We start from the raw sequence: 20,996 nt of genomic DNA on the forward strand, positions 1-20,996 counted from the left end.
CAGCCCCTTTCCGGAGTCCTTTATGAACAGCTTCGACCCCAGCGTCGTCAAGGTACGCAGTGCCCATTTCATCGGCGGGAGATACCGCAATGCCCTGCCGGGGCTGGAGGTGGTGCGACCCTCGGACGGCCAGTACTACGCGCAACTGCCGATCGCCGACACGATGCTGGTCGACGAAGCGGTGGAGAACGCCTGGCAGGCCTTTCGCCAGAGTGACTGGGCGACCCGTCCGCCGCGCGAACGCACCCGCGCCATGCGCCGTTGGGCCGATTTGATCGAGGCGGATGCGGCGACCCTTGCGCCGCTCGAAGCGATTGGTTCGACCCGTCCGTATAAAGACGTGCTGGCCTGGGATATTCCCTATGTGGCCGAGGTTCTGCGCTTCTTCGCCGAACTCGCCGACAAGCACGGCGGCCAGGTCGCGGCGACCCAGCGTGATCGTTTGGGTATGCAGATCGCCGAACCCTACGGGGTGATCGGTGCCATCGCGCCGTGGAACTTTCCGCTGAGCATGGCCAACTGGAAGGTCGCGCCGGCCCTGGCGGCCGGCAACGCGGTGGTACTCAAACCCTCGGAACTGACTCCGTTCTCCATCCTGCGCTACGCCGAGCTGGCGGTGCAGGCGGGGATCCCGGCAGGCATCTTCAATGTGGTGCAGGGCGACGGCCGGCTCACCGGCGACGCCCTGTGTCGTCACCCGCGGATCAGCAAGGTGACCTTCACCGGGTCCACCGCCACCGGCGCGAGCATCATGTCCACCTGCGCCCAGTTCGGGCCGAAGCCGGTGACTCTCGAGCTCGGCGGCAAGAGCCCGCAACTGGTGTTCGCCGACGTCCCGGACTTGCAGAAGACCGCCCGCAGCGTCGCCATGGGCATCACCGGCAATGCCGGGCAGGTCTGCGTATCGGGCTCGCGGCTGATCATCGAGCGTTCGATTCTCGAGCCCTTCGTCGAGTACCTGCAGGGCTACTTCCGCGATCTGCGCCCGGGGCACACCTGGTCGGCGCAGACCAGCCTGTCGCCGATCATCTCTCGTCAGCAGGCCGAGCGGATCGACGGCATCGTCCAGCGCTCGCTTCAGGCCGGCGCCGAAGTGCTGGAGGGCGGTGGCCCGATCGAGGGGCTTGGCGGTGCCTATTACCAGCCGACCCTACTGAGCACGCCGGACAGCCGCAACCCGGCTGTGCTCGAGGAGATCTTCGGCCCGGTGCTGACAGTGCAGACCTTCGAGGATGAGGAGCAGGCGCTACGCCTCGCCGAGCACCCTACCTACGGCCTGGCTGCCGGGGTGCACACCGCCGACCTCAACCGCGCGCTGCGCCTGATTCGCGGCCTGGAAGCCGGCACGGTGTGGGTCAACCGCTACGGCCGTAGCAACGATCACATCCTGCCGACCGGGGGCTATAAGCGCTCGGGTATCGGCAAGGATCTGGGCTGCGAAGCCTTCGAGGCGAATCTGCGGCATAAGAGTGTGCTGATCGATATCGCCGGTTGAATCCGCTGGCCGGTGCCGCCGGCCTCGAGTCTCACGGCAGCATGAGCGGGCGCGTCCTCAGGGGCGCGCCCGTTTTAGTTTGGGGGCGGCGTAGGTTCTGCGGCGCCAGGCGAGCAGGGTGCTCGGGTGAGCGTTGCGATAGCCCGCTAAAGTGCATGAACAGGGGATTCGCCCGCTTTTGGAGCGCTCCGCAGCCTCTGCTGAGGTCGGCCAGTAAAACGGTGGTTTGTACTGAGCGACGCGCGCTTTTAACGGCATCTGCTGGTTTCATGGTGTTGTAATGAAACCGTGATGCAGCGTTGCACCGATGCCTCCCGAACGGAGTAACTGCTTGCCCCGCCATGACCTCAACCATCATTCAGGACCGCACTCATGAGCTTTCTTCGACCCAAGTACATCACCTTCGACTGCTACGGCACGCTGACCAACTTCCAGATGGGCCCGTTGACCCGCGAGCTGTTTGCCGATCGCGTTGCCCCTGAGCAAATGGATCAGTTCGTCAAGGATTTCACCGCTTATCGCTTGGATCAGGTGATGGGTGACTGGCGTCCTTATGACGAAATCCTCAAGACCGCCATCTCGCGGCTGTGCAAGCGCTGGGGCATCGAATATCGCGGTGAAGGTCAGGTTTACTACGATGCCGTGCCGACCTGGGGTCCACATGCCGATGTGACGGCCGGCCTGGCGAAGATCGCCGACAAGATTCCCCTGGTGATTCTATCCAATGCGATGGACGAGCAGATCATGTCCAACGTCGACAAGCTGGGCGTGCCTTTCCACAAGGTCTTCACCGCTCAGCAGGCCCAGGCCTATAAGCCACGTCTGCAAGCCTTCGAGTACCTGCTCGACAACCTTGGTTGCGGTCCGGAAGACCTTCTTCATGTGTCTTCGAGTTTCCGTTACGACCTGATGTCGGCCGACGATATGAAAATCAAAAACAAGGCCTTCGTCGCCCGTGGCCACGAGCAGCCAGGCAACGCCTGCTACAGCTACCGGCAGATCTCCGACATCGGCGGCTTGGCCGGCCTGGTCGGTCTCTGATCCACAACGGTTGCTCTTCAAGGCAAAGGGGTTGGATATGCACAGTGAATCCTACTGGCTCGATACCGCACCGGCGTTCACCGGCGCGCAGAGCGGGGCGCTGCCCGATCAGGTGGATGTCGCCATTGTCGGCGGCGGTCTTACCGGTCTGTCGGCGGCCCGCGCATTGGCCATGAAGGGCGCCAGGGTAGTGGTGCTGGAAGGTGGTCGGGTGATCGGCGAAGCCTCCGGGCGCAACGGCGGGCACTGCAGTACCGGCGTCGCCCAGGATTATGTGGCCCTCAGCGCAAGCCTGGGTGCGGATCGGGCGCGGGCCTATTATCGGGCCTACGAAAGCGCGGTGCAGACCGTGGTCGCGCTGGTGGAGCAGGAGCAGATCGCCTGCGACCTCAAGCGTAACGGCAAGCTCAAGCTGGCGGCCAAACCCCTGCATTACGAAGGGCTGGCGCGGACCTGCGAACTGATTCGCCGGGAAGTCGACGCCGACGTCGAGCTGCTGTCTGCAGAAGAAACCCGCGCCGAAGTCGACTCTGCCGAATTCCACGGCGGCTTGTTGCAGCGCAACGGCGTGCAGATGCACATCGGTCGTTTCGGCGTCGGCTTGGCGCACGCGGCCGCTCGACACGGCGCGCTGATCTACCAGCACACCCCGGTAAGCGACTGGCAAGCCAATGCCAGTGGTTATCGGCTCAACACCAGCAAGGGTTCGCTACAAGCCAAGCAGATTTTGCTGGCGACCGGTGCCTGCCAGCACGGCGACATGGGTTGGTATCGGCGGCGGATCGTGCCGGTGGGCAGCTTTGTGATCGCCACCGAGGTGCTGCCCCAGGCCTTGATCGAGCGCTTGCTGCCGGCCCGTCGTTCTTACGTCACCAGCCGCATTATCGGTAATTACTTCCGGCTGACCCCGGACAATCGCCTGCTGTTCGGCGGCCGGGCGCGCTTCGCCATGTCTGATGCGAACTCCGACGCCAAGAGCGGCAAGGTGCTGCAGGCGGCGATGGTGCAGATGTTCCCGCAGTTGGCCCAGGTCAAGGTCGATTACTGCTGGGGCGGCTTGGTGGACATGACCTCCGACCGCTTGCCGCGCGCTGGCCAGCATGGCGGGGTGTACCACTCCATGGGTTACAGCGGCCATGGCGTGCAGATGTCGGTGCACATGGGCCAGGTCATGGCCGAGGTCCTGGACGGCAAAGTCGAAGCCAACCCCTGGCGGGAATTGAGCTGGCCGGCGATTCCCGGGCACTTCGGTAAGCCCTGGTTCCTGCCGATGGTAGGTGCGTATTACCGGCTGCAGGACTACCTACACTGAATTTATGCAGTTGCTTCACGTTGCAAGAACGCTTCGCCAATGCGCGGGCACCCGAGCCTTATCAATTTCGAAAGGAAGAAACGATATGACTGACAATAAAAACAAAGTCGACTCCCAGCTGATCACCGGCGAAGAAAGCCTGCGGGTTTTCGAGGGGCTCAACCGGGGTATGTCGCGTCGTGATGCACTGCGCATGTTGGGGTTGGCCGGGGTGGCCGTCGCGGGTGCGGGCAGCCTGTTCGGCTCGGCCGGCCAAGTGTTCGCCGCAACCTCCGCAAGCACGGGCAAAGGCAAGCGCGGTGGCCGTATCAAGGTCGCCACTGCGACCAGCTCGACCGCCGATACGCTGGACCCGGCAAAGGGCGGTAATTACACCGACTACTGTCGTCACAACATGTTCTATAACGGCCTGACGGTCCTGGACGCGCAACTGGCGCCGCGCATGGCCCTGGCGGAGTCGTTCGGTACAGCCGATGCGATCTCCTGGACCATCAAGCTGCGCAAGGATGTCGTGTTCCACGATGGCAAGCCATTCACCGCGGCCGACGTCGTCTATTCGTTGATCCGTCACAAGCTGCCGGAGACTGGCTCCAAGGCGCTGACCGTCGCGCAGCAGTTCGAGGAGGTGAAGGCCGCTGGACCGCATGAAGTGCAGATCCGCTTGACCAGCCCGAACGCCGACTTGCCGGCCATCCTCGCCACTACGCACTTCCTCATCGTGCGTGACGGCACCACCGATTTCGCCATCGCCAACGGCACCGGGCCTTTCAAGTGTGCGGAATTCCAGCCAGGGGTTCGCTCGATTGCCGCGCGCAACGACAGCTATTGGAAGCCGGGCCTGCCCTACCTCGACGAAATCGAGTTCTTCTCGATCCCGGACGAGGCCGCTCGCATCAGTGCCCTGCTCGCCGGTGACGTGGACCTGATCAACCCGATCAATCCGCGTTCGGTTTCGCGCATCCAGGACAGTGCCAACGTAGAGTTGATGGAGACCCCGACCGGTGGCTATACCAACCTGATCATGCGCGATGATCTGGGCCCGGTGCAGAACCCGGATTTCGTCCTGGCGATGAAGCATCTGCTCGATCGCAAACAGATCAATCGGGCTGCCTTCCGTGGCTACGGCAAGATCGCCAACGACCAGCCGATTGCCCCCAGCAATCGTTACTATTTCGCCGGTCTGCCACAACGTGAGTACGACCCGGAGAAGGCCAAGTTCCACCTACAGAAATCCGGCATGGCCGGACGTTCCCTGCCTATCGTGGCGTCTGAAGCCGCTACCGGCTCGCTGGACATCGCTCAGTTGCTGCAGCTCTCGGGACAGCAGATCGGCCTCAAGCTCGATATCAAACGGGTGCCGGCGGACGGCTACTGGTCCAATCACTGGATGAAGCATCCGCTGGGCTTCGGCAACATCGGTGCGCGTCCGACCGCCGACTTGTTGTTCAGCCTGTTCTTCAAGTCCGACGCCGGCACCAACGAATCGGGCTGGAAGAACGAACAGTTCGACCAGTTGCTGGTTGCCGCGCGCGGTGAAACCGACGACGCCAAACGCAAGCAGATGTATGCCGATATGCAGGTGCTGGTGCATGAACACTGCGGTATCGGTATTCCGCAGTTCAACAGCAGCCTCGATGGCCACAATACCAAGTTGAAAGGACTTACCCCTCATCCACTCGGTGGGTTGATGGGCTACATGTTCGCCGAGAACGTCTGGCTGGATGCCTGAGCGATTGGTGCAACGATAGCTCGATAACCAAGGCGTCGCCTGCGGGTCATGCAGGCGGCGTCACTAAGTGAAGGTATGAATTATGAACAGCACTATTGCACGCCTGGTTGGTGGTCGGTTGGCTGTAGGCGTGCTTACGCTGCTTATCGTGTCGCTGGTGGTGTTTTTCCTCACCAGCCTGCTGCCGGGTGACGCGGTACAGGAACAGCTCGGCCAGGAGGCGACTGCGGAAGCGGTGGCGGCGCTGCGTGCGCAGTTAGGCCTGGATCTACCCGTGCACCTGCGTTACTTCAACTGGCTGGGCGGGCTGATCACCGGCAATCCCGGTATTTCCCTGGTCAACGGCATGCCGGTCGACGACATGATCGCCAGCCGGCTGCCCAATACCCTGAAACTGGCAGCGGTCACCACGCTGGTCTCGGTGCCGCTGGCGCTGACCATAGGTATTCTGTCGGCGATGTACCGCGGTTCGATCTTCGATCGTTACAGCAACATGCTGGCGGTGTTCGCCGTCTCCGTGCCGGAGTTCCTGATCGCCACCATCGCGGTACTGATCTTCGCCGTGAAGCTGGGCTGGCTGTCGGCGCTGTCGCGTAGCGTCGAGGTCGAGTCGTTCGGCGAACTGGTGCGCATCTACGCGTTGCCGGTGCTGACGCTGTGCTGCGTACTGACGGCGCAGATGGCGCGCATGACGCGGGCCGCGGTGGTCGATCAGCTCAGCGCCTCCTATGTCGAAATGGCGATACTCAAAGGGGCACGACCGATACGGGTGGTGCTTCGTCATGCATTGCCCAATGCGATCGGGCCGATCGCCAACGCCGTGGCGCTGAGCCTGTCGTACCTGTTGGGCGGCGTAGTCATAGTCGAGTCGATCTTCAACTATCCGGGCGTCGCGACGCTGATGGTAAACGGTGTGGTCACGCGTGACATGCCGTTGATACAGGCGTGCGTGATGTTGTTCAGCCTGGGTTTTCTGATGCTGGTTCTGCTGGCTGACCTCTGTGCAATCCTATCCAACCCGAGGCTGCGCAAATGAAACCGAACAGTATTTCACCTAAAGCGAGCATCGGCAGCGGCAAGGATAACGCCCTGAAGCAGGATGGAGCGAACGAGCCGGTGCGGACCCGCCGGCGCCGGCTCTCGCTGTCTGTCGGCGGCGTCATCGGTCTGCTGATCGTGACCTTCTGGGCGCTGATGGCCGTCGCCGGGCCCCTGTTCGCGCCCCACGATGCCAACGCCATGATCAGCGATGGTTACTTCGGCCCGCTCAGCCTGGAGTTTCCCTTGGGTACCGACTACCTGGGGCGGGATATCCTCAGCCGCTTGTTGCACGGAGCGCCTTTCACCATAGGCGTGGCGTTGGCGGCCACAGCGCTGGCCTGCACGGCAGGTGTGGTCCTGGCGCTGGTGGCGGCCGCTTCCGGTGGCTGGGTCGATGCACTCATAAGCCGTACCCAGGATGCGCTGATCGCGATTCCGAACAAGATTTTTGCCCTGCTGATGGTGGCCTCGTTCGGCTCCTCGGTGCCGCTGCTGTTGCTGATGGCCGCATTCGCCTATATGCCGGGTTCCTTCCGTATCGCGCGTGCGGTCGCGGTGAACGTCATGACCATGGACTTTGTCCAGGTTGCGCGTACCCGCGGCGAAGCCATGCCCTACATCATCTTCATCGAAGTGCTGCCGAACATGCTGCGCCCGGTGATGACCGACTTTGGCCTGCGTTTCGTCTACGTGGTGCTGCTGCTCAGCGCCATGAGTTTCCTTGGGCTGGGCGTGCAGCCGCCGGACGCCGACTGGGGCTCGCTGGTGCGGGAAAACATCGAGGGCCTTTGGGCGGGTGCCCCGGCCGTGCTGGCACCGGCGGTCGCCATCGCCACCCTGACCATGGGGGTCAACTTGCTCATCGACAGCTTCGGCGGGCGATCCAAGCGCGAGATGGAGAAGTGAGATGAACGAAATCGTCAGGGTAAGCGGCCTGCGTGTGGCCGCACGTAACGAAGAGGGCATCGATGTGCCGATCGTGCACGGTGCCGATTTTAGCCTGAACAAAGGCGAGGTACTGGCGCTGATCGGCGAGTCCGGTTCCGGCAAGAGCACCATAGCGCTGTCGCTGATGGGTTATGCCCGCTCGGGTTGCCGTATCGTCGGCGGCTCGGTACGGGTCGGCGATGTCGACGTGCTCAAGCTGTCGAATGCCGAGCTGGCAAAGCTGCGCGGGCGCACCGTGGCCTATATCGCGCAGAGCGCGGCCGCGGCATTCAATCCGTCCAAGAGCATCATGGATCAGGTGATCGAAAGCGCGCTGATCCACGGCGTGCTGTCGCGCAAGCAGGCGCAGGCCAAGGCCGTCGAGCTGTTCCGCGAGCTGGCGCTGCCGGAGCCCGAACGCATCGGCGCGCGCTATCCGCACCAGGTTTCGGGTGGGCAGTTGCAGCGGCTGATGGCGGCGATGGCGCTGATCACCGATCCGGCACTGGTGATTCTGGACGAACCGACCACGGCATTGGATGTCACGACCCAGATCGAAGTGCTGCGGGCGTTCAAGAAGGTGGTGCGTGAACGCGGCACCACGGCGATTTACGTCTCCCACGACCTGGCGGTGGTGGCGCAGATGGCCGACCGTATCGTCGTGCTGCGCGACGGCCAGATCCAGGAAAACAACCCTACCGAACAGATCCTGGCAGCGCCGGAGCATCCCTATACCCGCAGCCTGCTGGCCGCGATAAGGCCGGCGGCGCGCCAGGGAGCGGGCGATCAAGAGGCAGCTTCGGCGGAAGAGGATGTGCTGCTCGACATCCACGGTCTGGAGATTTGCTACGGCACCAAGAAGGTGCTGCAGGATGTCGATCTGAAGATCCGACGCGGTGCGGCGGTCGGCGTGATCGGCGAGTCGGGGTCGGGAAAAACCACCCTGGCCCAGGCCATCGCCGGCCTGGCGCCAACCACGGCTGGGCATATCCTGCTCGATGGCCAGCCGCTCAGCAGGACGCTGGCCGGGCGTACCCGCGAGCAGTTCCGGCGCGTTCAGTTCGTCTTCCAGAACGCCGATACGGCGCTGAACCCACGGCACAGCATCGAACAGATCCTCGGCCGCCCGCTGCGTTTCTATCACGGCATGAAGGGTGCGCAGCAGCAGCGTCGGGTGGCCGAGTTGCTGGAACTGGTGCAGTTGCCGGCCAGCATTGCGCAACGCCGGCCCGGCGAGTTGTCCGGTGGCCAGAAGCAGCGCGTCAACCTGGCGCGGGCGCTGGCGGCGGAGCCGGATCTGATCCTCTGTGACGAAGTGACCTCGGCGCTGGATACGGTGGTGGGTGCGGCGATTCTCGAACTGTTGCGCGACCTGCGCCGCGAACTGGGCGTCTCCTACCTGTTCATCAGCCATGACATCTCCACCGTACGTGCGCTGTGCGACGACATAGTGGTGATGTACAGCGGCCATAAGGTCGAGGCCGGCGATCAGCAGGCGTTCGTCCAAGCGCCGTTCCATCCCTATACCAACCTGTTGACCAATTCGGTGCCGGAGCTGCGCCAGGGCTGGCTGGAAAACTGCGGGGCTGCTAAAGGCGGGCTGCCGCCGATCGGCGAGCCGACCAGCAGCGCGCATCTCTGCCCGTTCCTCGATCGCTGCCCGGTGCGTATCGAAGGGGTGTGCAATCGCAGCGCGCCACCGCGCCACAATATCGCCGGCGGTAGTGAGATTCTCTGTCATCACACCGGTGCCGAGCTGCTCAAGGCGCAGGACTGTGTGAACAGCATGAAACTTGTGGGCACCTACGCGTGAGCGCGCGTTTCGTACGCTTGGCCGAGGGTGAGCGGCCAACGGTCAGATTGATGGTCGATGGCGAGCCCATCGAGGCATTGCAGGGCGACACCCTGATGGTTGCGTTATTGACCCGGGTGTCGGCCCTGCGCCAGTCGGAATTCGATCCAGGCCGCCGCGCCGGCTTCTGCCTGATGGGCGCCTGTCAGGACTGCTGGGTCTGGACCCGTAGCGGCGAGCGTCTGCGCGCCTGTTCCAACGAAGTCCGCGAGGGGCTGGATATCGTCACCAGGCAACCGGAGGCGATATGGCCACTGCGCGGCTGAAAAATCTGCAGAAAGACGCCTTACGGGTGGTGATAGTGGGTGCCGGTCCAGCAGGCACCCGCTGCGCCGAGACCCTGGTGGCGGCGGGAATCAGGCCGATTCTGCTGGATGAGAACCGCCGTGATGGCGGCCAGATCTATCGTCGTCAACCCGAGGGTTTCACCCGCGACTATGCCACCCTGTACGGTAGCGAGGCGGAGAAGGCCCGGGCACTGCACCAGAGTTTCGACCGCCTGCGCGAGCGGATCGATTACCGGCCCGACACCCTGGTGTGGAGCCTGACGCCGGGCCAGCTGTGCTGCGTCAGCCAGGGCAAGCACACGACCGTCGATTACGATGCGCTGATCCTCTGCACCGGCGCCACCGATCGGCTGATGCCGATCGAGGGTTGGCAGCTGGCTGGCACCTACAGCCTGGGCGGGGCGCAGATAGCGCTGAAGGCGCAGGCGGTGTCGATCGGTCGCCGGGTGGTGTTCCTGGGCAGCGGGCCGCTGCTGTACCTGGTCGCCAGCCAGTACCTCAAGGCCGGCGCCACGGTGGCCGCGGTGCTCGACACCTCGCCGCTACGCAAGCGCATTGCGGCCCTGCCCAAATTGCTCGCCCGCCCCGGGCTGCTGTTCACCGGGATGAAACTGCTGGCGCAGCTCTACCTGGCGCGAATCCCGGTGCACCTGGGGGTCGAGCCCCAGCAGGTGCTGGGCGATGCGGCCAGCGGCGTCAGCGCGGTGCGTGTGCGCACCAGCCACGGTGACAACCTGCAGTTCGATTGCGATGCGCTCGCCCTGGGCTATCACCTGCGTCCGGAAACCCAGCTGGCCGACTTGGCCGGTTGTCGTATGCGGTTCCAAGAGGTGTCGCAGCAGTGGGTGCTGGATACCGATGGAGAAGGGCGCACTTCGGTCCGCGGTGTGTACGCCGCCGGCGATGGCGCACGGATCCGTGGAGCCGATGCGGCGGAGCATGCCGGCCGCCTGGTAGCGCTGGCCCTGTTACAGGATCTGCAACAACCGGTGCACGGCGAAGCGCTTGCCTTGCAGCGTCGCGTCCTGGCGGTGATGGATGAATTCAGTCACGGCCTGTGCCAGGCATTTCCCTGGCCGGCGGCGCAGGCCAAGGCCTTAGCGGACGAGGCGATCGTCTGCCGCTGCGAAATGATCACGGCCGGCGAGCTGCGCTCCGTGGTGCGCGAGAAGGGCGCCTGCGAGGTCAATCGCGCCAAGGCCTTCAGCCGGGTCGGCATGGGCCGCTGCCAGGGCCGCTACTGCTCCCAGGCCGGCGCCGAGGTGATCGCCGCGGCGGCTGGCGTCGCTGTCGAACGGGTCGGCCGCCAACGCGGCCAGGCACCGGTCAAGCCGCTGTCGATGTTGACCGAGGAACTCAAGCAGGCCGAGGAGGTGGCACCGTGAGCATTGAGAAGACCGATGTACTGATCGTTGGCGGCGGCCTGATGGGTGCCGCTTCGGCATTCTTCCTGCGTCAGCGCGGCAAGTCGGTGATCCTCCTCGAGCGGGACCAGATCGGCCAGTACGCCAGTGGGGTGAACTTCGGCAACGTGCGCCGCCAGGGGCGTTTCCTCGGCCAGTTGGAGCTGGCCAACCGCTCCTTCGCGCTGTGGAAGCGCCTGCCGGAACTGATCGACGACGATCTCGAATTCATTCCCAGCGGGCACATGCGCGTGTGCTACCGCGAGGACGAGATCGCCGAGCTGGAGGCCTACGCCGCGGCGCCCGAGGCGCGCGAGCTGGACCTGCGCATCTTCAGCGGCCGCGAGCTGCACGAGCGCTTCCCGTTCTTCGGCCCGGAGGTCAAGGGCGGCTCCTATGCACCGCACGACGGCCATGCCAACCCGCGCCTTGCCGCACCGGCCTTCGCCCGCGCCGCGCGGCGCGCCGGGGCGACCATCGAGGAGCGCTGCGAGGTGACTAGCGTACAGAAGGTCGGCGGGCAGTTCCGGGTGACCACCAGCGACGGCCGCGAGTACCGCGCCGAGCAGTTGCTGATCACGGCCGGCGCCTGGGGCGAGAAGCTCTCCGCGCAGTTCGGCGAGCCGGTGCCGCTGATCGCCAAGGGCCCGCAGATGTCGGTCACCGAGCCGGTGCCCTATGTGCTGAAGACGGTGATCGGCGTGTACACCAAGATCCCCGAGGAAGTGCTGTATTTCCGCCAGATCCCGCGCGGCAACATCATCATCGGCGGCTGTAACCACAGCAAGCCGGACATGCTCAACCGCCGCGCCCATTTCGAGCCGCAAAGCCTTCTCAAACAGTTGCAGCAGATGCACCGGCTGGCGCCGCATATGGCCAACCTGAACATCATCCGCACCTGGAGCGGCATCGAAAGCTACCTGCCGGACTCCCTACCGGTGATGGGCCCCAGCGGCACGGTCGATGGCCTGTATTACGCCTTCGGCTTCAGCGGCCATGGTTTCCAGCTGGGTCCGGGAGTAGGGGACGTGATGGCCGAGCTGATCAGTACCGGGAGCACCAGCACCGCCATCGAACCCTTTCATATCCGTCGGTTCGCCACCTCATCCATGCAGCGGAGCAAGGCCTCGTGAAACCCCGTGTCCTGGAGATTTTCAAACGGCTGATCGCCTTCGATACCGTCTCTTCGGAGTCGAACCTGGCGTTGATCGAATATGTGCGCGAGCTGCTGCTGAGCAAGGGCATCGAGTCCTTGATCGTCAAGGACGAGAGCGGGCGCAAGGCCAACCTGTTCGCCAGCACCGGCCCGCGCGATGTACCGGGGATTCTGCTGTCCGGGCATACCGATGTGGTACCCGCCGCCGGCCAGGCCTGGAGCGTGCCGGCGTTCCAGGCGACGCTGAAGGACGGGCGGCTCTACGGCCGCGGCAGTTGCGACATGAAAGGCTTTATCGCCCTGGCCATCGACGCCATGCTCGAGGCCGCCGACGCCTCGTTGAGCCGGCCGTTGCAACTGGCACTGTCGCATGACGAGGAAATCGGTTGTGTCGGTGTACGCCGCCTGCTCGACGTGCTGCACCTGGCACCGTTGCGGCCGTTCCTGTGCATTGTCGGCGAACCGACCGAGATGCAGTTCGTCCTCGGCCACAAGGGCAAGGGTTCCTACCGCGCCTTCTGCCATGGCCAGGAAGCGCACTCGTCCCTGGCGCCGCGCTCGGTCAACGCCATTCACGTCGCCTGTGATTTTATCGCCGCGCTGCGCCAGAGCCAGCAGCGCTTGCAAGAGCAGGGCGCGCAGGATGCGGATTACGACGTGCCCTACAGCACCGTGCATGTCGGGCAAATCGTCGGCGGCAAGGCCCTGAACATAGTGCCGAACCTGTGCAGCCTGGATTTCGAAGTGCGCAATCTGCCGGCCGACGACCTCGATCAGTTTCTCGATCAGATGCGCGAACAGGCCGAGTCGATCGTGCGTGAGGCCAAGCGCTTGTCCAGCGTCGCCGCCATCGAGATCGAGACCCTGAATGTCTACCCCGGCCTGGATACCCACCCCAGCGTGGAAGCCGTACGCCTGCTGAAGAACTTCGCCCCGGCAGATACCGGCAGCGTGAAAGTATCCTTCGGCACCGAGGGCGGCTTGTTCAGCCAGCGCCTGAATGTCCCCGTGGTGGTCTGCGGGCCGGGCTCCATTCAACAGGCGCACAAGCCCGACGAATTCATTGAGGTCAGCCAGATGGACGCCGGCGAGCGCTTTCTCGAGGGGCTGCTGGGCTCGTTGAAGCTGTAGCGCCAGCTCAGGCCCTCGCGCACAGCGGAGGGCCGTCTCGCATGCCCAGCTTCCGCCAAGGGAGCACTGACGGCCGTGAGACTTCTCGCCCGAAAAAAGCCGAAAACAATAACCATAAAAAGCGGGACAGCCGAGCCTCCTCGTGCGTCCTGACAACACGCTGGGAGTCCTTCCATGAAAGCCCTCGAACGTCTTTCCTTCTCCGGTAAGTTCGTCTTGCTCGGGGTATTGGCCCTCACCCTGATCGTCGTGCCGACCATCCTCTACGTGCTGGGTGCGCTGAGCAGTGGACGTCAGGCCGAGCGCGAATTGCATGGTATCGCGCCGGTGCAGGCGCTGTTGCACCTGGTCGCGCTGACCCAGCAGCATCAAAATCTGGCCACCACCGTTCTCGGCGGCGACAGCAGTCTGCAGCAGGCCCGCCTGGCCAAGCAGGCCGAGTTGCAGCGTAGCTTCGAGGCGAGCGAGCAGACGCTGCGCACGGCCGAGGTCGACGCGGATCTATTGACCGCTTTGCAGCAGGTGCGCGAGCAATGGCAAGCCCTGTCCGAAGAGATCGGCCAGGGCAGCATCAAGGCTAGGCCGAGCATGCAACGGCATACGCAACTGATCGCGTCCAGCCTGCTGATCGAGGATGCCTTGCTCGATCATTTCGAGCTGTCCCTGGATCCGCTTCTGGAAACCTATTCGCTGATGAACGCGGCGCTGATCGAGATGCCGCAAACCGCCGAGCTGTTCAACCAATTGCGCGGCTTCGGTGCCCTGTATCTGGTGCAGGGGCGAATTCTGCCGGAGCAACAGGGTGCCTTGATGGGGCTGACCGCCCAGGCGCTCGCCAGTTTCGACAGGATGGGCCGGGCCTTCGCCAAGGCCGCTGCCGCCGACCCGGCGATCGCCGCCATGCTGGAGGAACCGCTGGCGGCGCTGCGCCAGCAGATCCGGCAGGCCCTGACATTGACCGATCAGCATCTGGTCGCGGTCATCGAGATGGATTTTTCCGGCGGCGGTGCCGGCTTGAAGGTGGCGTACCCGGTCGCGGACTACCTGGCCGCTTATGATCGGCCGATCGACGCCATGCAGGCGCTTGGCGACTCGGCATTGGCGCTGCTCGAGGAGCGGCTGGGCGAGCGGCGCGACCGGCACCGGCAGCATCTGCTGCTGATGTCCGCCGGCCTGCTGGCGCTGCTGCTGGTCGGCGGCACGCTGGCGACGCTGATCGTCCTGCGCTTGCTGAAACAGTTGGCCATGGCCATGGCCGCGGCCGAGCGGATCGCCAAGGGCGACCTGACGCAGACGCTTGATGCCGCCGGTATGGATGAAGCGGCGCGTCTGCTGCAGGCACTGCAGCGCATGCAAGCGGATCTGCGCGGCACCGTCACCCAGGTTGTGAATTCCGCCGAGCAGCTCAACTCGACTTCCGAGGCATTGAGCGCGGTGACCGAGGACACCAGTCGCGGTTTGCAGCGGCAGAGCGGGGAACTCGATCAGGCCGTGACCGCCGTTACCGAGCTGACCACCGCGATCGAAGAGGTGGCGCGCAATGCCGCCTCGGCCTCGGAGGTGTCCCAGGCTGCCGACCGTTGCGCCCGTCAGGGTCAGGGCAGCGTCACCCGCACGGTCGGCGCCATCGAATCGCTGACCGGCGACATGGCGCATACCGCCGATGCCCTGCAAGCCCTGGCGGGCCAGATAGGCGGTATCGGCTCGGTGCTGGACGTAATTCGCGGGATTGCCGAACAAACCAATCTGTTGGCCTTGAACGCCGCGATCGAGGCCGCCCGGGCGGGCGAAAGCGGGCGCGGTTTCGCCGTGGTGGCGGACGAGGTGCGGGCCTTGGCACAAAGAACCCAGGAATCCACCAAACAGATCGAGACCATCATCGGTTCGGTGCAGCAGAGCAGTCAGGGCGCTCTGCGTTCCATGCACAGTAGCAATGAGAAAACCCAGGACACCCTGGAACTGGCGCGCGCGGCGGGTACTGCATTGACTGCCATCGTCGAGGCGATTGCCCAGATCAACGAACGCAACCTGAGCATTGCCAGCGCCACCGAAGAGCAATCCTACGTGGCCCGCGAGGTGGACAGTAACCTGCTGAATATCCGCGATGTTTCCGTGCAGACCACGACCGGGGCCCACCAGACCCGAACCTCGAGCCTGGAACTCGCCGGCCTGGCCAACGAGCTGAGCGGGATGATCAAGCACTTCAGCGTCTGACCGCGGTACTAGCAGGCCATTAAATGTTGAGCCCGCCGCAGTCTGGTGGGAGATCCCCCGTCATCCAGACGTCGCGCTGTCGCGCAGCAAACCGGATGGACATAGCGTATCTGTCGGCTTGTGGATACCTGTGGGAGGGGCTTTAGCCGCGAGAATGTGCCAGTCCAGTCGCGGCTAAAGCGGAACGCCGCCCGGCCGCTCCCACAGAAGCGACATCTTATTAGTGTCGCGACACTAGCAGCCCCTCCCGGGGCTGCGCTCCCGTCAACAACCCGCACACCCAGTAGAGCCTGCCGTCGCCGGGCGATATTCAGCATCCAGCGCTGCTGGACGAGCGCTTTCAGCATCCTCGTCTGTAGCCTCTGCATAGACTGGAAGCTGTCTCGGAACAGGACTCGACCATGCTCAAGAATCGTTTGAAAGACCCCAGCCTGCTGGTAGAACTCGCCTACATCGATGGCCAGTGGATCGCTGCCGATAACGCAGCCACCCTGGATGTCGTCGACCCCGCCAACGGCGAGTGCCTGGCCCGGGTGCCGGCTCTGCAAGGCGGCGAAACCCGCCGCGCCATCGAAGCCGCCGAACGCGCCTGGCCGGCCTGGCGTGCGCGTCCTGCGGCAGAACGTGCTGCGCTGCTGGAGCGTTGGTATCAGGCCATGCTCGATAATCTCGACGATCTGGCCTTGATCATGACCTGCGAGCAGGGCAAGCCGCTCCATGAAGCCCAGGGCGAAATCCGCTACGGCGCCAGCTTCGTCAAATGGTTCGCCGAGGAGGCCCGTCGGATTTACGGCGAAACCATTCCGGCGCCCAGTGGCGACCGCCGCCTGCTGACCCTGAAACAGCCGGTCGGGGTCTGCGCCGCCATCACTCCGTGGAATTTCCCCAACGCGATGATCACCCGCAAGTGCGCGCCGGCTCTGGCGGCCGGCTGCCCGGTGATCGTCAAGCCTTCGGACCTGACGCCGCTGTCGGCGTTGGCACTGGCCGTGCTGGCCGAGCGGGTCGGCATTCCTGCCGGGGTGTTCAACGTAGTCACCGGCATGCCGGCCGGGATCGGCGAGGAACTGACCGGCAACCCGACCGTGCGCAAGATTTCCTTCACCGGCTCGACCGCTGTGGGCAGCTTGCTGATGCGCCAGAGCGCCGATCAGATCAAGCGCCTCAGCCTCGAATTGGGCGGCAACGCGCCCTTTATCGTGTTCGACGATGCCGACCTGGAGCAGGCGGTGGCCGGGGTCATGCAGAGCAAGTTCCGCAACGCCGGACAGACCTGCGTCTGCGCCAATCGGATCCTGGTGCAAGAGGGCATCTACGAGCGCTTCGCCCAGCGCCTGGTGGAGGAAGTGGGCAAGCTCAAGATCGGTAATGGCCTGGAGGAGGGCGTGACCATCGGCCCGCTGATCAATGCGGCGGCGGTGAGCAAGGTCGCCCGGCATATCGACGATGCCCTGAGTAAAGGGGGGCGTTTGCTCTGCGGCGGCATCCCCGCGTGCGACAGCCAGTTCGTCCAGCCGACGGTACTCGGCGAGGCGCATGCCGGCATGCTGTTGGCCAACGAGGAAACCTTCGGCCCGGTGGCGCCCTTGATGCGTTTCACCGACGAGGCCGAAGCGCTGGCCCTGGCCAATGCCACGCCCTATGGCTTGGCCGCGTACTTTTTCACCCAGGATCTGCGCCGCTCTTGGCGTTTCGGCGAGGCACTGGAGTTCGGCATGGTCGGCCTCAATACCGGGCTCATCTCCATGGAGGTCGCGCCGTTCGGCGGTATGAAGCAGTCCGGCCTGGGCCGCGAGGGCTCCAAGTACGGCCTGGACGAGTACCTGGAAGTCAAGGCCTTCCATATCGGCGGGCTCTAGGTTTTCGAACCGGCCTGATTGACGCGAATTCGACAAGGTGACGACATGAGCAAGACATTCAAAATCGCCGCTATCGCTGGCGACGGCATCGGCAAGGAAGTGCTGCCCGAGGGGCTGCGGGTGCTGGAGCAGGCGGCACGCAAGTGGGACCTGGACCTGAGCATCGAAGTGCTCGATTGGGCGCACTGCGATTACTACCTCGAACACGGGCAGATGATGCCCGCCGACTGGTTCGAACAGCTGAAAGGCTTCGATGCCATCTACTTCGGCGCCGTGGGCTGGCCGGACAAGGTGCCGGACCATATTTCCCTGTGGGGCTCGCTGCTCAAGTTCCGCCGCGACTTCGATCAGTATGTGAATATCCGCCCGGTGCGCTTGTTCCCCGGCGTGCCCTGCCCCCTGGCCGGACGCGAACCTGGCGATATTGACTTCGTGGTGATCCGCGAAAATACCGAAGGCGAATACTCCTCGGTGGGCGGCAAGATGTTCGAAGGCAGCGAACACGAGTTCGTACTGCAGGAGTCGGTGTTCACCCGCCGAGGCGTGGATCGGATTCTCAAGTACGCCTTCGACCTAGCGCAGACCCGACCGCGCAAGCGTTTGACCGCGGCGACCAAGTCCAACGGCATCTCGATCAGCATGCCTTACTGGGACGAGCGCACCGCGCTGATGGCCGAGCAGTACCCGGAGATCACCTGGGACAAGCAGCATATCGACATTCTCTGTGCGCGCTTCGTGTTGCAGCCGGATCGCTTCGATGTGGTGGTGGCGTCGAACCTGTTCGGCGACATCCTTTCCGATCTGGGCCCGGCCTGCGCCGGCACCATCGGCATCGCGCCTTCGGCCAACCTCGACCCCGAGCGACGCTTCCCGTCGCTGTTCGAACCGGTGCACGGTTCGGCCCCGGATATCTACGGGCGCAACATCGCCAACCCTATCGCCATGATCTGGTCCGGTGCCTTGATGCTGGATTTCCTCGGCAATGGCGATGAGCGTTACCGCGCCGCTCACGACGGGATTCTCAAGGCCATCGAGCAGATCATCGCCCAAGGGCCGATCACGCCCGATCTCGGCGGCCAAGGCTCGACCCAGGACGTCGGCAAGGCGATCGCCGCGGCGCTTTAGTCGCGCATTCACGGCGGACCGACGCAAGCCTCCAGAATAGTGTGCGTCACCCTTTAGCCCGCTCACACTGCGGGCTTTTTTTTGCGCCTTAATCGGGCATGGGTCTGATGCTGCCCCGAGTCCGGTAGCAGCCGATTTTAGCCGCGTCATGTAAGGGGCCGCTCGCCGTCTTCGACGCCGCGCTGTCGCGCAGCAAACTGGGGGCAATTGCGTCTATCGGCTTGTGGGTACCTGTAGGAGCGGGCCATGCCCGCGATGTGTTTCGCGGGCATGGCCCGCTCCTACAGGTCTTTGTGCAGATTAAATTTCTATATATAAAACAATTAGTTATTTTTTGTTTGATAAGAGGCTGCGTATGCATATATTGCTGGTTGGGCTACTGGCTTGTGCCTTGCACACCGTGAGCCGGGCGAGCCCGCCTATCGACGTGACCATCCTCTGCGATGCCGGCTACCCGCCATACAGCTATGCCGAGGGAGACCAAGCCAAGGGCCTTTACCACGATATTCTGCGCGCTGCCTTTGCCCGCATGCCGGAGTATCGCGTGCACATTCGCCCCATGCCCTGGGCGCGCGGCCTGGCGGAGTTGGCCAAGGGCCGAGCCTTGGCCCTCTACCCGCCTTACTACCGGCCCGGCGAGCGGCCGTGGATGGACTACTCGCGGCCGATATTGCGGGAGAAGCTGGTGGTCTTCGTGCGCGCCGAGGTGGCTCGAACACTCCCGGACGGGCGATTTCCGCACGCCTATGGCGGCCTGCGCATCGGCCAGAACCGGGGCTTTATCAATATCCTCGACCAGAACTACCAGCTCATGCTGGCCAGAGGCGAACTGCGGCAGATCTATGGCAAGGACAACCGCACCAACCTGGCCATGCTCTACCGCGGGCGACTGGATGCCTATATCAATGACCGCCGTGCCGTCCTCTGGGAACTGGAACGGATGCAGCGCGACGGCGTCTTTGGGGAAAAGGCTCTGGATTGGATAGTCGAAGGGCCCTGGCTCTCCGGTGAGGAGGGGCATCTCGGTTATACCCGGGTCAACCCGTCGGCTTATCCCTACAAGGACGATTTCAAGCAACGCCTCGACGCCATCCTGGCCGATCTGGAGCGTGAAGGCAGCATCATCCGCCTGGCAAAGCGCTACGATCTGTTCAACCCCTTGTTCTCCCAAACCGAGGGGATATAGCAGGCTGTCTCAGCTCGTAGGGTGCGCTGCGCGCACCAGGCACCCACTTGTCAATGGTGCGCACGGCGCACCCTACACACTGACGGCATCTAGCAGGCGTCGAATGCGAAGAACCTGCTAGTAACCCTGCTTGCGATCAATCTGGCCGAGCATGGGCTCGCCGCGTTGATGCCGGCGGATATTCTCCAGCAGCACACCAAATGCGCTTTCCGGTTGGGTCATCGCGGCGATATGCGGCGTCAGCAGAATCTGCGGGTGGTGCCAGAAGGGTTGGTCCGGCGCGGCAGGTTCTTGTTGCAGTACGTCGAGCACTGCGGCGCTGAGCTGGCCGCTGGCCAGAGCGTCGAGCAAGTCTTCTTCCACCAGGTGGCCGCCGCGACCCATATTGACCAGCGCGGCGCCTTTGGGCAGGTGCTGGAACAGCTGACGGTCGAGAATCCCTTGGGTTTGCTCGGTCAGCGGCAGGACGCACAGCAGAATGTCGCACTGGCCGAGGAAAGCCGGCAGCTGCTCGGCGCCGGCAAAACAATCGACCCCGGGTATGCGGTGTTGGCTGCGCGCCCAGCCCGACAGGGCAAAGCCATAGGGTTGCAAGCTGGCGAGTATCTGCCGGGCTTGCAGGCCGAGGCCGAGAACGCCGACCCGGCGTTTCTGCGCGGGCACCAGGCGGTGCGCTTGCCAGCGTCTTTCAGTCTGCTGCTGACGGTAGCGGAGCATGTCCCGGTGCAGGGCGAGTACGGCGAAGCTGGCGTATTCGCACATGCCCTGGGTGATGCCCGGATCGAGCAAACGGACCACCGGCATGCTCGCCGGCAAGCGGCCGAGGTCGAGCTGGTCGACCCCTGCCGACAAGGCGAACAGCACCTGCAGGTTCGGCAGCAGTGTCTCGAGATCGTCCGGCGCCTGCCAGGCCGCCAGATAGTGAATATCCCGCGGGTCGCCGATATCCGGCCAGGCGCGCCATTCGATATCCGGGGCCTGTTCGGCGAACAGCACTTTCCATTGTTCGCCGCGCACCGGGTCGGCTTTATAGAGCAGGGCCATGGGTATTTTCTCCTATAAACGGAAATAGCCAGAATGCCCGAGTGGCAGAGCAGTAAATATCGTAAGAGCCGCGGCAAACGCATTGCGTCGGGCTATATGGAACGAATTTCGACAGATTCCATGTACTGAAGGATTCTGCCGTTTGCCGGGGTGAAAACAGTCGATCCGAATTTCTCAGGGGCCAAGTTCGGCGT

Annotated in this window: 16 protein-coding genes and 1 pseudogene; 16 read left to right on the forward strand and 1 reads right to left on the reverse strand. The window is 63.8% G+C overall.

What is annotated here, in order from left to right:
* Positions 1 to 22: 22 nt before the first annotated feature.
* From G9C89_RS15045 to G9C89_RS15115, 16 genes and pseudogenes are all read left to right on the forward strand, one after another.
* Positions 23 to 1,495: an aldehyde dehydrogenase family protein gene (locus G9C89_RS15045; protein WP_172149369.1), complete on the forward strand. Its 1,473-nt coding sequence runs from the start codon at positions 23 to 25 to the stop codon at positions 1,493 to 1,495.
* A 372-nt stretch (positions 1,496 to 1,867) separates the two neighbouring features.
* A complete protein-coding gene (locus G9C89_RS15050) occupies positions 1,868 to 2,536 on the forward strand; it encodes a haloacid dehalogenase type II (RefSeq protein ID WP_172149371.1) in 669 nt (222 codons plus the stop codon).
* A 37-nt stretch (positions 2,537 to 2,573) separates the two neighbouring features.
* Positions 2,574 to 3,848 carry an NAD(P)/FAD-dependent oxidoreductase gene (locus tag G9C89_RS15055; protein WP_172149373.1) on the forward strand — a complete coding sequence of 425 codons (1,275 nt, stop codon included), beginning with the start codon at positions 2,574 to 2,576 and terminating at the stop codon, positions 3,846 to 3,848.
* A gap of 85 nt (positions 3,849 to 3,933) precedes the next feature.
* Positions 3,934 to 5,577 carry an ABC transporter substrate-binding protein gene (locus tag G9C89_RS15060; protein ID WP_172149375.1) on the forward strand — a complete coding sequence of 548 codons (1,644 nt, stop codon included), beginning with the start codon at positions 3,934 to 3,936 and terminating at the stop codon, positions 5,575 to 5,577.
* 82 nt (positions 5,578 to 5,659) lie between these two features.
* Positions 5,660 to 6,613 (forward strand): ABC transporter permease, encoded by a 954-nt coding sequence (locus G9C89_RS15065; RefSeq protein ID WP_172149377.1) that lies wholly within the window; start codon positions 5,660 to 5,662, stop codon positions 6,611 to 6,613.
* Positions 6,610 to 7,524, forward strand: a complete 915-nt coding sequence (locus G9C89_RS15070) for an ABC transporter permease (protein ID WP_172149379.1) — start codon at positions 6,610 to 6,612, stop codon at positions 7,522 to 7,524. The genes G9C89_RS15065 and G9C89_RS15070 overlap by 4 nt, the downstream gene beginning before the upstream one ends.
* A 1-nt stretch (position 7,525) precedes the next feature.
* On the forward strand, positions 7,526 to 9,358 hold the full coding sequence (locus G9C89_RS15075; protein ID WP_172149381.1) for an ABC transporter ATP-binding protein: 1,833 nt from the start codon (positions 7,526 to 7,528) through the stop codon (positions 9,356 to 9,358).
* Positions 9,355 to 9,663, forward strand: coding sequence for a (2Fe-2S)-binding protein (locus G9C89_RS15080; RefSeq protein WP_172149383.1), 309 nt, complete (start codon positions 9,355 to 9,357; stop codon positions 9,661 to 9,663). Before G9C89_RS15075 ends, G9C89_RS15080 begins: the two co-directional genes overlap by 4 nt.
* Positions 9,645 to 11,069, forward strand: coding sequence for an FAD/NAD(P)-dependent oxidoreductase (locus G9C89_RS15085; protein ID WP_172149385.1), 1,425 nt, complete (start codon positions 9,645 to 9,647; stop codon positions 11,067 to 11,069). Before G9C89_RS15080 ends, G9C89_RS15085 begins: the two co-directional genes overlap by 19 nt.
* Positions 11,066 to 12,220 carry an NAD(P)/FAD-dependent oxidoreductase gene (locus G9C89_RS15090; protein ID WP_172149387.1) on the forward strand — a complete coding sequence of 385 codons (1,155 nt, stop codon included), beginning with the start codon at positions 11,066 to 11,068 and terminating at the stop codon, positions 12,218 to 12,220. Before G9C89_RS15085 ends, G9C89_RS15090 begins: the two co-directional genes overlap by 4 nt.
* Positions 12,217 to 13,374, forward strand: coding sequence for an acetylornithine deacetylase (gene argE / locus G9C89_RS15095; protein WP_172149389.1), 1,158 nt, complete (start codon positions 12,217 to 12,219; stop codon positions 13,372 to 13,374). The genes G9C89_RS15090 and argE overlap by 4 nt, the downstream gene beginning before the upstream one ends.
* A 1,161-nt stretch (positions 13,375 to 14,535) precedes the next feature.
* Positions 14,536 to 14,730 (forward strand): annotated as a pseudogene (locus tag G9C89_RS25540) (HAMP domain-containing protein); the annotation flags it as partial.
* Entirely contained in the window at positions 14,725 to 15,588 is an 864-nt protein-coding gene (locus G9C89_RS25545; RefSeq protein WP_390623824.1) for a methyl-accepting chemotaxis protein, read from the forward strand. The pseudogene G9C89_RS25540 and the gene G9C89_RS25545, both read left to right, overlap by 6 nt.
* A gap of 401 nt (positions 15,589 to 15,989) precedes the next feature.
* Positions 15,990 to 17,447 carry an NAD-dependent succinate-semialdehyde dehydrogenase gene (locus G9C89_RS15105; RefSeq protein WP_172149393.1) on the forward strand — a complete coding sequence of 486 codons (1,458 nt, stop codon included), beginning with the start codon at positions 15,990 to 15,992 and terminating at the stop codon, positions 17,445 to 17,447.
* Between the two features lie 45 nt (positions 17,448 to 17,492).
* The gene (locus tag G9C89_RS15110; protein ID WP_172149395.1) at positions 17,493 to 18,572 is read left to right on the forward strand and encodes a tartrate dehydrogenase; all 1,080 of its coding nucleotides are present in this window, start codon (positions 17,493 to 17,495) and stop codon (positions 18,570 to 18,572) included.
* Positions 18,573 to 18,927: 355 nt separating this feature from the next.
* Positions 18,928 to 19,758 (forward strand): substrate-binding periplasmic protein, encoded by an 831-nt coding sequence (locus G9C89_RS15115; RefSeq protein WP_172149397.1) that lies wholly within the window; start codon positions 18,928 to 18,930, stop codon positions 19,756 to 19,758.
* Between the two features lie 117 nt (positions 19,759 to 19,875).
* Here G9C89_RS15115 and G9C89_RS15120 read toward each other — a convergent pair whose 3' ends face one another.
* Positions 19,876 to 20,802, reverse strand: a complete 927-nt coding sequence (locus G9C89_RS15120) for a 2-hydroxyacid dehydrogenase (protein WP_172149399.1) — start codon at positions 20,800 to 20,802, stop codon at positions 19,876 to 19,878.
* Positions 20,803 to 20,996 lie beyond the last annotated feature (194 nt).

Source organism: Pseudomonas tumuqii, assembly GCF_013184545.1.
GTDB lineage: Bacteria > Pseudomonadota > Gammaproteobacteria > Pseudomonadales > Pseudomonadaceae > Aquipseudomonas > Aquipseudomonas tumuqii.

Bases quoted from the DNA above. Each gene is read 5' to 3' on its own strand.
- G9C89_RS25545 (WP_390623824.1), top strand. From the start codon at position 14,725: ATGCAAGCGGATCTGCGCGGCACCGTCACCCAGGTTGTGAATTCCGCC.
- G9C89_RS15055 (WP_172149373.1), top strand. From the start codon at position 2,574: ATGCACAGTGAATCCTACTGGCTCGATACCGCACCGGCGTTCACCGGC.
- G9C89_RS15050 (WP_172149371.1), top strand. From the start codon at position 1,868: ATGAGCTTTCTTCGACCCAAGTACATCACCTTCGACTGCTACGGCACG.
- G9C89_RS15110 (WP_172149395.1), top strand. From the start codon at position 17,493: ATGAGCAAGACATTCAAAATCGCCGCTATCGCTGGCGACGGCATCGGC.
- G9C89_RS15105 (WP_172149393.1), top strand. From the start codon at position 15,990: ATGCTCAAGAATCGTTTGAAAGACCCCAGCCTGCTGGTAGAACTCGCC.
- G9C89_RS15045 (WP_172149369.1), top strand. From the start codon at position 23: ATGAACAGCTTCGACCCCAGCGTCGTCAAGGTACGCAGTGCCCATTTC.
- G9C89_RS15070 (WP_172149379.1), top strand. From the start codon at position 6,610: ATGAAACCGAACAGTATTTCACCTAAAGCGAGCATCGGCAGCGGCAAG.
- G9C89_RS15075 (WP_172149381.1), top strand. From the start codon at position 7,526: ATGAACGAAATCGTCAGGGTAAGCGGCCTGCGTGTGGCCGCACGTAAC.
- G9C89_RS15085 (WP_172149385.1), top strand. From the start codon at position 9,645: ATGGCCACTGCGCGGCTGAAAAATCTGCAGAAAGACGCCTTACGGGTG.
- G9C89_RS15120 (WP_172149399.1), bottom strand. From the start codon at position 20,802: ATGGCCCTGCTCTATAAAGCCGACCCGGTGCGCGGCGAACAATGGAAA.
- G9C89_RS15115 (WP_172149397.1), top strand. From the start codon at position 18,928: ATGCATATATTGCTGGTTGGGCTACTGGCTTGTGCCTTGCACACCGTG.
- G9C89_RS15060 (WP_172149375.1), top strand. From the start codon at position 3,934: ATGACTGACAATAAAAACAAAGTCGACTCCCAGCTGATCACCGGCGAA.
- G9C89_RS15065 (WP_172149377.1), top strand. From the start codon at position 5,660: ATGAACAGCACTATTGCACGCCTGGTTGGTGGTCGGTTGGCTGTAGGC.